This window comes from Paenibacillus sp. Dod16 (assembly GCF_049893405.1).
Taxonomy (GTDB): Bacteria; Bacillota; Bacilli; order Paenibacillales; family Paenibacillaceae; genus Paenibacillus_AQ.
Window position 1 is genome coordinate 115,072 of record NZ_JBNDYG010000011.1, and the last position, 11,952, is coordinate 127,023.

The following is an 11,952-nucleotide window of genomic DNA, read 5'->3' on the forward strand; positions in this document are numbered from 1 at the left end:
GCCGTTCAAGAAACCTTACAAGGTTGTAAGGTAACTGTAAGTTACGAATATGGCATGGAGGCAACCGAATCTTTTACAATGAGATCATCGTTATAGAGGAGTGAAGATATGCCCATCCTGAGCGTCAAGCATCTATCCAAAATCTACGAGGGCAAATTGGCGTTCCAAGCGCTGAACAATATTCACTTCAACGTGGCCAAAGGGGAATTCGTCGGCATTATGGGTCCGTCCGGCAGCGGAAAAACCACGCTCCTCAATCTGATTGCAACTATTGATCAGTCCACGGCCGGGGAAGTGATCATCAATGGGCGCAATCCTCATCTGCTCAGCAGAAGCGACACCGCTCTGTTTCGGCGCCGGGAGCTGGGCTTCGTCTTCCAGCACTTCAATCTGCTGGATACGCTCACCGTTGAGGAAAATATCGTTCTCCCGTTAACGCTGGAAGGCGTGCCGCTGGACGAAATGGGCAGCCGGCTGAGCCGGATCGCGGATCGACTCGGCATCGGGTCCATTCTGCATAAGCATACCTATGAGATTTCCGGCGGACAGATGCAGCGTACTGCCATTGCCAGGGCGCTCATTCAGGAGCCCTCCCTGATTCTCGCTGACGAGCCCACCGGCAACCTGGACTCCAAAGCCTCCAAAGAGGTGATGCAGACGCTTTCCGCATCGAGTAAAGAGGCTTCCGCAACGATTCTCATGGTCACTCATGATCCGGTGGCAGCCAGCTACTGTGACCGCGTCTTGTTCATCAAGGACGGACAACTATATAATGAAATGTATTGCGGTGACAACCGCCAAGCCTTTTTCCAGAAAATCATCGACATGCTGGCTTTACTGGGGGGAGGCAGTCATGACCTTTCGACAATTCGCTTTTAGGAATGTCCTGAGGAATAAGCGGACCTATGCGGCCTATTTCTTAAGCAGCGCATTCTCCGTCATGATTTTCTTTGTGTGCGCCCTGTTCCTGTTCCATCCTTCGATAGCCGACGAGATGTTCTATCCGGTTGTTATCCAAGCGATGCTCGGCGCCGAGCTGATCATGTATGTATTCTCGTTTTTCTTCGTGCTGTATTCCGTCGGGGCCTTTCTAAAGACGCGCAAGCGCGAGTTCGGCATTCTGTTCATGCATGGCATGACGGATCGCCAGTTTAACAAGATGGTATTTCTCGAAAATATGATCATCGGCGTTAGCGCCATTGCAACGGGCATCCTATTCGGCGTCATTACAGGCAAGCTGTTTCTGATGGCTGGTTCGGCCTTTCTTGGAATCCCGCCCCTGCCGTTTCGACTGCCCCTGCGTGCGCTTGGACTGACGGTCGCAAGTTACGTGCTGCTGTTTATCATCATCTCGCTGTGCACATCCTGGCTGCTGCGTCCTAAAGCGTTGATCGATCTGTTTCAGTCCGGACAGCGGCCGAAAACGGCGCCCAGGACATCGCCCAGGTTATCCATATTGGCAGCCGTGCTGCTGGTGGTCAGCTACAGCTTGGCGGCCACGACAAGCGCGTCGACTCTCGCGCTGCGCATGTTTCCGGTTACCTTCATGACGATGCTCGGCACCTATCTGTTGTATACGCAGCTAGGCGTTGCTCTTGTGCGAAGGCTGAAACAGAGCCGCCGGTTAGCCTGGAGACGGACCAGGCTGATCTCGCTATCCAGCCTGCATTACCGGCTTAAGGATCATGCACAGATGTTCTCGATGGTAACCATCGTGCTGGCTGTTTCCTTTTGCTCGGTAGGCGTATTTGCCTCCATCCCGGTGCTCACGAAGCAATTCAATGAGGATTTCCCTGCTGCCATCGGCTATCTTGCCAAAACGGGAGACACCTCCGAGAAGCAGCATTTACATGAAATTCGACAGGAGCTTGAATCGAAAAAAATACCGTTTGAAACGCTATCGTTTCGCGTGAAATATACGGAAGCCCAGCCGGCTTCCGCGCAGGTCGGGCAGTTGCAAAATCCGTTGGCACTGATCTCCTTCTCCGACTATAAGGCGGCGGTGCTGATGGCGGGGCTGCCATTTGATGAACAGCCGCTGAGCGGTGAGGATGCTCTTGTTCTCATTGCCTCGCAAAATGACAGAGCTTATATTCGCCATCGGGAGCACGCTTCATACCGGATCCATGATTCCGAAATCCTCCTGCATGAAACCGGTTATTCCGATCATGTCGGCGTACCGGAATATTTGCTGCCGGAAATGGATGACGATTCCCGCTTCGGCGGGCTTGTGGTCAGTGACAAAGCTTTCGCCGCCATCACGAATCCGGTCCGGCTAGAGCGGTACACCGGCTTCTATGTGGATGATTTCACGAAGACTGAGGGCATCGTCCCTCATCTGGCCCCACGCGGGGCGGTGCGTTATGAGATGGGCCAGCCTTATGCGCTGGCGGTCAGCGGCACGCTGTTTGCCCTCCGGGACAGCCTGTACAATATGCTGCTCTTCGCGGCACTGCTTGTGGGTACGGTGTTTTTTATCGCGGCGGGAAGCTTCCTGTACTTCCGCCTCTATGCCGATCTGGATTATGACCGCAGGCATTATGCCACGATATCCCGGCTTGGAATGACCGATAAGGAGTTCCGGCGGATCGTCACCGGACAGCTGGCGCTGCTGTTTTTTGTACCGATCGGCCTTGCGATTGTGCACAGCATCTTTGCTTTTGTGGCGCTGCAGAGCTACTTCTATTTATCCATTGCGGCAGAAATGGGCATCGTGCTGATCAGCTTCCTGATGATGCAGGTTCTGTATTTCTTCTTCATCCGCAGTCAATATCTGCGCAAGCTGAAGCAGACCCTTATATAAAGGATGGCAGTGGCATCCTTATCATTTGAAAGAGGTGTAACTTTTGGAAAACTGGATTACGGATATTATGGAGCAGTTCGGCTATATCGGCATCCTGCTGATGATTGCCCTGGAAAACGTGTTTCCTCCAATCCCCTCCGAGGTCATTCTTACCTTCGGCGGATTCATGACCACCTACACAAAATTGACGGTGCCAGGCGTTATCATTGCCGCTACGATCGGATCTATAGCCGGTGCTGTTATTCTGTACGGGATTGGTCGCCTGCTCGATGTCGAGCGGCTTGAAAAAATCGTGGATCGTTGGGGACATATCCTCCGCGTCAAAAAAGAAGACATCCGCAAGGCGGATGCGTGGTTTGATAAATACGGCTACTGGACCGTCCTGTTCTGCCGCATGATTCCACTGATCCGAAGCCTGATCTCCATCCCGGCGGGGATGTCCAACATGAAGTTCGGCATGTTCCTCCTCTTCACGACGATCGGTACACTGATCTGGAACGTTATTCTGGTATGCGTGGGAGCCGCCGTCGGCGGTTCATGGGAAAAAATCGTGGCTTTCATGGACGTCTATTCCAATATCGCTTATGCTGTAATAGCTGTGGCCGGGATTGCGTTTCTGTTCCTTTTCTTCCGCAAGCGGAGAAAGTCAGCTTAAAATCGGGTGCCCGCTGAAAAGTTGAAGATTGAATCACGCACTTCATGCCATTCATCATTCATATCATTACATTTAATATTTTTTGTAAGGGAGAGACTATAGGTCATGGATTTTTTAACCATCCTGAAAGCAATTATTCTGGGAATCGTCGAGGGACTGACCGAGTTCGCTCCTGTATCCTCAACCGGACATATGATCATCGTTGATGATATGTGGCTGAAATCCGAGGAGTTTCTGACGAAATACGTAGCCAACACCTTCAAGGTTGTCATTCAGCTTGGCTCCATTCTCGCCGTCCTCGTTGTGTTTAAGGACCGCTTCCTGGATCTCTTGGGACTCAAACGCAAAAAGCCTGAAGCCGGCGTACCGGCGGGTACAGGCAGATTGAAGCTCAGCCAGGTTATCGTCGGTTTGATTCCGGCCGGTGTTCTGGGCGTCTTGTTCGAAGACCTGATTGACGAGCATTTATTTTCCACCGAAACGGTGCTTATCGGACTTGTGATCGGAGCCATCTTCATGATCGTTGCCGATAAAGTCAGCTCGAAAAAAGAACCGAACGTGGTCACTGTCGACCAAATTACGTACAGACAGGCATTCAGCGTCGGTCTGATTCAGTGTCTGTCGCTCTGGCCGGGCTTCTCCCGCTCCGGCTCCACCATCTCCGGAGGCGTCATGCTCGGAATGAGTCACCGCGCAGCGGCTGACTTCACCTTCATTATGGCTGTGCCGATCATGTTCGGAGCCAGCTTACTGTCGCTGCTGAAGAACTGGGAATACTTCACGCTGGAGGCTCTTCCGTTCTTCATCGCCGGTTTCGTGGCAGCCTTCGTCTTCGCCTTGATCTCCATCCGCTTCTTCCTGAAGCTGATTAACCGGATCAAGCTGGTGCCGTTTGCGATCTATCGGATCGTGCTCGCTGCTATTATTGCGTTGGTGCTTTATCTGTAAAACCGTTCGTTCATGTATATTGAATGCACAAGATTGAAAAAAGGCGGGGCTGTCCCTAAGTCATCCTCAATGACTTTGGGGACAGCCCCGCCTTTTATTAAGGGTGCGCGGATAGCTATCGTACAACTGTATGCCTCTTTTGTTATAGAATTTCGTTTACCGCATTCGAGAACCATTTCGTGATGATTTGCGGCCTTGTTATGGCACTGCCTACAACCACACAATAAGCTCCCATTTCGATCGCTTTTGCCGCCTGCTCCGGTGTGTTGAAGTTGCCTTCTGCAATGACTGGCTTCTTACACTGCTTAATCAGTTCTTCCAGCACAGTGAACTTCTCCACATGCTGGGACTGCGGTGTATAACCAATAAGGGTCGTTCCAATGTAGTGGAACCCCAATCGATCTGCTCGCACCCCCTCTTCCGTTGTGGAGATATCCGCCATGAACTTCTGCGAAGGATATTTTGTAAAGATCGATTGCAGGAATGCCTCATCCTGATCCATCGTTGCTTGCACAGCAATAATCTCAACCCCCGTACCAACAAGCGCATCCACTTCGGTCATGGTCGCTGTAATGAACGATTGCATGCCCGGATAGTCTTTTTTGATAATGCCAATAATGGGCAGCTCAACTTGCTTCTTTATTTCCTCGATGTCTTCAACGCTATTCGCACGGATCCCCACCGCACCGGATTCGGCTGCCGCAATGGCCATACGTCCCATAATAAACGAACTATGCAACGGTTCGCCTGGCAAAGCCTGACATGATACAATTAATCCTCGTTTCACAATATGTTCCCTCCATGCCATATCCTCTTTTATTCTTCTCCAATAGCCTCATTTATCTTTTGTTTAATTAAGTCGGCTTTTGCGCCAAATACAGCCTGAATCCCGCCTTTTACTTCCAATACTGCAGTAGCGCCCAGTTCTTTAATTGTATCCTTATCTACTTTCGATACATCTTTGACTGCAACGCGAAGTCTCGTAATACATGCATCGACATCTTCCAGGTTCTCCTTGCCACCAAGCGCATTCAGCACTTTCATCGCGGTCTCTCCAATGCTGTCCTTGGTTTCGACCGATACGCTCTCCCCATCACTTTCACGTCCAGGTGTCGCCACATTGAATTTCGCAATTAAGAAGCGGAACACAAGGTAATAGATGATAGCCCAGAAGAGCCCCACAATAATGACATAGATCCAATTCGTTTTGGCATTCCCCTGCAGAACCCCAAAGAGCATGAAGTCGATGGCCCCGCCAGAGAAGGTATTTCCGATACGAACGGATAACATATCCGCGATCATAAAGGATAGACCATCTAGAGCCGCATGAATCACGTATAACCAAGGAGCGACGAATAAGAACATAAACTCAATCGGCTCCGTAATCCCTGTTAGAAACGATGTCAGCGCTGCACTAAAGAACAAACCAAACACAAGTTTGCGACGGTGCTTCGGAACGCAATGATACATCGCAAGACAGGCCGCAGGAAGACCAAACATCATCGTAGCAAAACGTCCTGCAAAAAAACGGGTTCCTTCGGAGAACATTCCAGCATGATTCGGATCAGCCAGTTCGGCAAAAAAGATTTTCTGCGCACCCACCACTTGCTGACCTGCAACCGTGGCGACACCGCCCAGCTCTGTGAACCAGAACATCGGATAAATCATATGGTGTAGACCGACAGCACCTGTAAGACGAAGCAGGAATCCGTATAAATAGGTACCGAAATAGCCCATTCCGGCTATAGCAGTCCCTGCCGCTACCAGCCAGCCTTGAAATGTAGGCCAGATTAAGAAGAAGATCCCGCCTACGAAAATAGCACTAAACGATGAGACGATCGGAATAAACCTCGAGCCTCCAAAAAATCCTAGAAAGGAAGGTAATTGAATCCCCCGGTATCGATTGTTCAAATAAGTAACCAGGATACCAATGACAATAGCCCCTACAACTCCGGTGTCAATGGATTCAACGCTTGGATTAAATACCGTGATCATTGCACCAATCGATGCATTCATAACCAAGAACGAGACGGCCGCGGCCAGCGCAGCAGTACCTTTATCTTTTTTCGCTAACCCCACGGCAAGACCAATACACATGATTAGCGCTAAGTTGGCAAACACAACATTGCCGGCTGCCGACATAATTTGAAAAACAGCTTGTAAAAACCGCGTATTCAGAATCGGATATGCAGCAATCGTATTCGCATTCGATAAGGCTCCCCCAATCCCAAGCAGCAAACCCGCAGCAGGTAGGATTGCAATCGGTAACATAAATGACTTACCAAGCTTTTGCAACTGTTTAAACATGGATTTTCCTCCTAATGGATCAATCATTGTATTCCATCGCGATATGTCAATTCTACATCATGAAATTATTTTAGTAAATATAATATTACTAAAATAATTTTATTAATTGGTAATTACTCTATGACACTTAGTATGAACAATGACAATAAAAAAACCTGTGTCCCTCCAGTAGACGCAAAATACGTCAACTTCTGAGGTTCACAGGTACGATGAAAGCTTTATTTTTAATCCATTCGATTATGTTCAAGAATCGTATTAACTGTAATTTGCATCCGACTATTTAAATCCGGATCCGCAAGTAAGATCATGCATAAAATATCTATCGCATACATGACGGAAAATTGACTGTTTACAAACCTTTCTTTATCAACAAACAATGTATTGGAGACCAAAATAAAAGAGTCCACTTGTTGCGCAAGCGTACTTTCGGAGAAGCTGGTCAGACAGATGACTTTGCACCCATTATTCTTTGCAATTCTAGTTGCGTCGACAATAACAGACGTTTCCCCTGAACTGGAAATCGCAATAACGAAATCATTCTCATTCAATATCGAACTATTGATCAGCATTAAATGAGAATCCGTAATACTCTGCACATTGAAGCCCATACGCAGCAAGCGAAGCATCATTTCCTTCGCTGAAAGTCCCGAGCTCCCGATTCCGTATATGTAAATTCGTGCTGCGCTCTTAATCGCTTCAGCAAGTCGATGCAAATATGTAATGTCCAGTAATTGATTCGAACGCTCAATGACCGTCTGATAGAATTTTGATACTTGAATGAGAATATTGTCCTCCGCCGAAGGAGCCGTCGCAGTACGAAGCCTGCCCAACTGAACCTTCAATTCGGCAAAATTATTGCAACCAATCTTCTTGCAAAAATGCGTGATTGTCCCATTCGAGACACCGACATGGTTCGCCAGCACAGATATATTCATGTTATTAATTGATTGACCTTCTTGAAGAATATAATTCGCTACCAACTGTTCTTTCTTCGAGAAAGTCGGATATAACTGCTGAATAACCATATAAATATCCATTGAATCCACCACCGCCATTTGGGAATTATAACAAAAAAAGCATATGGATTCAATATTATTGCCATGGGCGTGAATGCTAGTGCCCATCCTGAATCCTAGTTCGTAAAAACGGGTATACAGAGAAAGATATCGAGCTCGTTCGGAAGACCGTTTTTTAGTAAACAAACGTCCGATCTGTCCGTCAACGAATATCATAAATGCGGGGGCTTCGAGGAGCAGACTACTACAGTTGCTCCTTTGAATAATACCGTACCTTCTTACCATGACTGCTGGCGTATTCAATTTCGGCCCGAGTGCTGTCTCCAATATAGCCATTCACATCGATTACAAAGATTTCGTCCGACCTATCGATTTTGCGGAAGTGCAGCTCTTTAAGCTGGCGCTCCTGCTCCCCCGTGATCGCCATCCCGTCGCTCTGCTCAAAAAAACCGACACTAAGAACGATATGTCCGCTTAACGTAAGCGCAGCTTCGACTTCCCGAAACTGTGCTTTAAACTTGGTCGATCCGCATAGCGTTATTACGTGCATGGTACACCTTCCTTTTGGCAAATAGATGCTCGTTTTCTTCAGAAATATCGTATACAAGAAAAGATGCGGATAATAAGAGTTGTTTCTAATGAGCTGAAGCTATCTATGATTATCATAATGATAGGGATAATTGCTCAAGACCATCATAGGAGTAAATATGATGCAACGCAACCATTCATCCATGGAGAAAAAAAGAAGAAGCCCTCCGATAAGGAAGGACTTCTGCCTAATGGTTGTACGGGGAATCCCCTATCCATCGACGATCCAGGATTCATTCATTTCCATAGCAGCGTGAACCCCCTCCACCTCACTCTTCAAACGATAAATTGGTAGGCTCCTCCAGCAGCTCATAGTGAAGATCGAGGTTCGTCGTCGGTACGCTAAGTTCCACCTCTTCAAAACGGAGGCTGTCCAGCCACACCTCGCCTGCCCCCATCAGCAGAACACCGATCGAGATCGTGGCGCTCTCCTCGGGTACGTCGAGCACGATGGCGTAGTGATTCCAGTGCGTACTGCCCACAATGCGCCGATCGTTCATATTATCGAACTGAAGCACGTCCTCCGCACGGTTATCAACGCGCATCCACAGCCCGCAGTATTCTTTGACGTTCTCGGTTTTGACAAATCCGGAGAACCGCATCCGTTTGCCCGCATACTTATCAGCTTTGAACTGCTGCATCATGGTCGCAAATGCGCCAGCCTCCATGGGGGTAAGGGCTTTTAGGTAACCGGAAGTCCTTCCTTGGTGGACGATGGAACGATCGACGCCGATTTCATAATCATGCGGGTGGCTTCCGCTCAGAAACCAGCCTTTTAATTCGGATTGAGATTGCTGCTGCATGTGATCCTCTCCTTTATAGTGGCTTGAGTGATGAGCGTGAACCGCAAAGATTTTCCGGTAACGCCCCGGCGGCATGCCGTATAATTTTTTGAATGCTCTCGTAAACGACTCCTGACTCTCGAAGTGGCAGTGCAGGGAGATGTCGATAATCGCAGCCTCGGAGTGCAGCAGAAGCTGTGCTGCATAACAGAGTCTTCGTTTTCTAAGGTAATCCGCGATGTTCATACCGACCTCCTTCCGAAACAAGCGGTGGAAGTGATATGGCGAAAAACCGGCATGGGCCGCAATATCCGCGAGGGTCAGCTGCTCCTCCAGATGCTGCTCCATGTACGCTATGCTTTTTTGGATGATACGCTGGGTACTCAAGGTCAGGCCCTCCTTTGTTATTAAGAATACCAAATGGAAGAAGGACGTTTTTGATCTTTTTTGCCAACATCAAAAAGCCCCCTTCGATTACAAAGATCGAAAGAGGCTTTTGCCATGATATGATTCTCATTATGGATCCTGGGAAAGGCTTCCTGCGTGTCGTCGACGGCGACACCTAACCGAGCGTGCATCCTGCTGTACGGCTATAGCCGGAAAAATCGCATTTACCCCAGCGGTTTCAGCTGAACGGTACGCTTGGTGCTTGCGGATTCATACGCTGCAATGGCTACACGGGCAGAATAGTACCCGTCTTCCCCTGTTATTTCGACCGGCTTGCCGTCGCGAATGCTGTCGATAAAGCTGTTGACAAGACCTGCATCCATATCATCGCCCCAGAAGCTCCACGCAGCTTTACCAGTTACATCGCTGTAGACATCGTTCTTCTGGGCAAAAGAATCAATGTTCAGCACACCCTTGGTGCCGATGATCTCAAGCGTTACGTCTCCCCAGGTCGGGAAGGTACGATTACGGGACCAGCTTGGGTCCAGTACAGCAACAACGCCATTCGCGAATTTGACGTGGACCATGCCGGCATCGTCAATCTCCGTGTCATTGAAGAGTGTTTCCGCATGGGCGTACACTTCCTCTGCCTTGCTGCCGGTAAACCAGTGCATCAGGTCCATCACATGGACGGTATGGTCCAATACGGCTCCGCCGCCCGATTTCTCCCGTTCGATAAACCAGCCGCCAGGCATGCTTCCCCGGTTGGTTCCCTTCATGGCCAAAATCTCACCGATTTGTCCCGCGTCAATCGCTTCCTTCGCCTGACGAACGGAGGTAATATAACGGCAAGGAAAAGCCGTCATAAGCTGAACGCCATGATCCTTGCACACTTGAATCATCTCCAGCATCTCGGACTCGGACAAACCTAATGGCTTCTCGCACAGCACATGCTTACCCGCCGCAGCGGCAAGCTTGGTAAATTCTGCATGTCGTGCATTTTCCGAACAGATGACAACCGCATCCAGCTCCTGTGCCAGCAATTCATTGTAGTCTGCATAATACGGGATTCCCCGGTCCACAGAGTAAGGACGCACGCGCTCCGCGTTCTCATCCGCGACTCCGACCACCTCGACATCATCCCGCTTCAGCATGCCTAAGAGATAACTCGCTGCATGCATATGGGCAAAGCTAATAAAGCCTACTTTAACTTTTTTCATGAAACTGTCCCTCCGATCATCACGGGCTGTCCAGTCTGAGCCGATTGCTCCGCTGCCTGAGCGATTTCAACGGCATAACAAGCATCCTTGATACTGACAAGCGGTTCGCTGACGTTCCGGATGCACTCGATAAAATGCTGCACCTCGTAATAATATGGGTCATACAAGCTTGGGCTTGAAGGAACCTGTACGGCTGCTCCCTCTCCTGCCTCCGCATTCACCAATTTAATATCCAGAGACTGCACCTGATTGCTATCAAATCTTATGATTCCTTGGTTTCCCGAAATTTCGAACTGCGTCGTAAACGGTCCGGGATATCCCCAATAGCCGGTTAGACTCGCGATTGCTTTATTTTTAAAATGAAGCGTAAGCTGAGCATACTCCATCTCAGGCTCATCCCGCTTAACAGTGGAAGCATATACCGACTCCACTTCCCCGAACAGCCAGCAGGCAAAATCGATATCGTGAATCAAGAGGTCCATGATAACACCGCCGCTCTTGCCCGGATCGTTATACCATCCATCCATGCCCTGCGGATACGAACCGTACCGCTTAAAGTGAGCCATCTTTGGTGTTCCGATGCTCCCGGAGTTGGCCTGCCGATAGGCATCATGATAGTTCGGGAAGAATCGAACGACATGTCCGATAAACAAGCGGACTCCATGCTTTTCGCAGGCTGCCTTCATTTCCAGTGCGTCCTCCAGGGTCAATGCAGCCGGTTTTTCGCAGATGACGTGCAGCCCTCTTTCAGCTAACATCAGCACAAACGGTTTATGGAGATAGGTGGGCAGACACACCGCAACCGTTTCCAAATCTTTTTGTTCAAACAGCGACTCTACATCCGTGTATGCCTTCGCCCCAGTCAAAGCTGCTGCCCGCTCAGCCCGCCCGGCGTTAATATCAACCACGCCTGTCACCGTTACTCCCGGCATTTTCGCCAAATTGTGCGCATAGGCTGTCCCCATCGTTCCGCAGCCCAAAATCGCTATGTTCATGCTTATCCCTCCAGTATACCTTAATGACTTGGACCAGAAAGTGATACCGTATTCGTTGTCCACGAATACGACTCACCCTGTTACATTCTTCATGTGACATGACATTCCTGCCTCAATTTCGCATGATTCGTGCTTTTTTGAACTTATGCCGCTAACTTGGTAAAGTGTATATATAGAGTAGTAAAAATCTTCTATATGACGCTTCAGCCATTATGAATAACATTCGAATAGGGTCGACAGGAAAGATCCAC

Annotated in this window: 11 protein-coding genes; 4 read left to right on the forward strand and 7 right to left on the reverse strand. The window is 49.0% G+C overall.

The genetic code is table 11. The features are described from left to right. The first annotated feature begins 108 nt into the window (after positions 1 to 108). From ACPV3A_RS11260 to ACPV3A_RS11275, 4 genes are all read left to right on the forward strand, one after another. On the forward strand, positions 109 to 879 hold the full coding sequence (locus ACPV3A_RS11260; protein ID WP_426199612.1) for an ABC transporter ATP-binding protein: 771 nt from the start codon (positions 109 to 111) through the stop codon (positions 877 to 879). Next, positions 854 to 2,803: an ABC transporter permease gene (locus tag ACPV3A_RS11265; protein ID WP_426199614.1), complete on the forward strand. Its 1,950-nt coding sequence runs from the start codon at positions 854 to 856 to the stop codon at positions 2,801 to 2,803. Before ACPV3A_RS11260 ends, ACPV3A_RS11265 begins: the two co-directional genes overlap by 26 nt. Positions 2,804 to 2,846: 43 nt before the next feature. After that, on the forward strand, positions 2,847 to 3,458 hold the full coding sequence (locus ACPV3A_RS11270; protein WP_113058241.1) for a DedA family protein: 612 nt from the start codon (positions 2,847 to 2,849) through the stop codon (positions 3,456 to 3,458). 105 nt (positions 3,459 to 3,563) lie between these two features. Next, on the forward strand, positions 3,564 to 4,406 hold the full coding sequence (locus tag ACPV3A_RS11275; RefSeq protein WP_220686587.1) for an undecaprenyl-diphosphate phosphatase: 843 nt from the start codon (positions 3,564 to 3,566) through the stop codon (positions 4,404 to 4,406). Between the two features lie 142 nt (positions 4,407 to 4,548). Here ACPV3A_RS11275 and ACPV3A_RS11280 read toward each other — a convergent pair whose 3' ends face one another. The 7 genes from ACPV3A_RS11280 to ACPV3A_RS11310 all read right to left on the reverse strand — a co-directional run bounded on the left by ACPV3A_RS11280 (position 4,549) and on the right by ACPV3A_RS11310 (position 11,701). Next, on the reverse strand, positions 4,549 to 5,193 hold the full coding sequence (locus ACPV3A_RS11280) for an N-acetylmannosamine-6-phosphate 2-epimerase (protein ID WP_374198216.1): 645 nt from the start codon (positions 5,191 to 5,193) through the stop codon (positions 4,549 to 4,551). A gap of 29 nt (positions 5,194 to 5,222) precedes the next feature. After that, the gene (locus tag ACPV3A_RS11285) at positions 5,223 to 6,713 is read right to left on the reverse strand and encodes a PTS transporter subunit EIIC (RefSeq protein WP_194540869.1); all 1,491 of its coding nucleotides are present in this window, start codon (positions 6,711 to 6,713) and stop codon (positions 5,223 to 5,225) included. A 224-nt stretch (positions 6,714 to 6,937) separates the two neighbouring features. Next, positions 6,938 to 7,750, reverse strand: coding sequence for a MurR/RpiR family transcriptional regulator (locus tag ACPV3A_RS11290; protein ID WP_339295542.1), 813 nt, complete (start codon positions 7,748 to 7,750; stop codon positions 6,938 to 6,940). Between the two features lie 223 nt (positions 7,751 to 7,973). Then, positions 7,974 to 8,279 (reverse strand): DUF4406 domain-containing protein, encoded by a 306-nt coding sequence (locus ACPV3A_RS11295; protein WP_220686588.1) that lies wholly within the window; start codon positions 8,277 to 8,279, stop codon positions 7,974 to 7,976. A 307-nt stretch (positions 8,280 to 8,586) separates the two neighbouring features. After that, the gene (locus ACPV3A_RS11300) at positions 8,587 to 9,486 is read right to left on the reverse strand and encodes a helix-turn-helix domain-containing protein (RefSeq protein WP_426199618.1); all 900 of its coding nucleotides are present in this window, start codon (positions 9,484 to 9,486) and stop codon (positions 8,587 to 8,589) included. Positions 9,487 to 9,710: 224 nt separating this feature from the next. After that, the gene (locus tag ACPV3A_RS11305; protein ID WP_194540865.1) at positions 9,711 to 10,706 is read right to left on the reverse strand and encodes a Gfo/Idh/MocA family protein; all 996 of its coding nucleotides are present in this window, start codon (positions 10,704 to 10,706) and stop codon (positions 9,711 to 9,713) included. Further along, positions 10,703 to 11,701, reverse strand: coding sequence for a Gfo/Idh/MocA family oxidoreductase (locus ACPV3A_RS11310; RefSeq protein ID WP_339295541.1), 999 nt, complete (start codon positions 11,699 to 11,701; stop codon positions 10,703 to 10,705). The genes ACPV3A_RS11305 and ACPV3A_RS11310 overlap by 4 nt, the downstream gene beginning before the upstream one ends. Between the last annotated feature and the right edge of the window lie 251 nt (positions 11,702 to 11,952).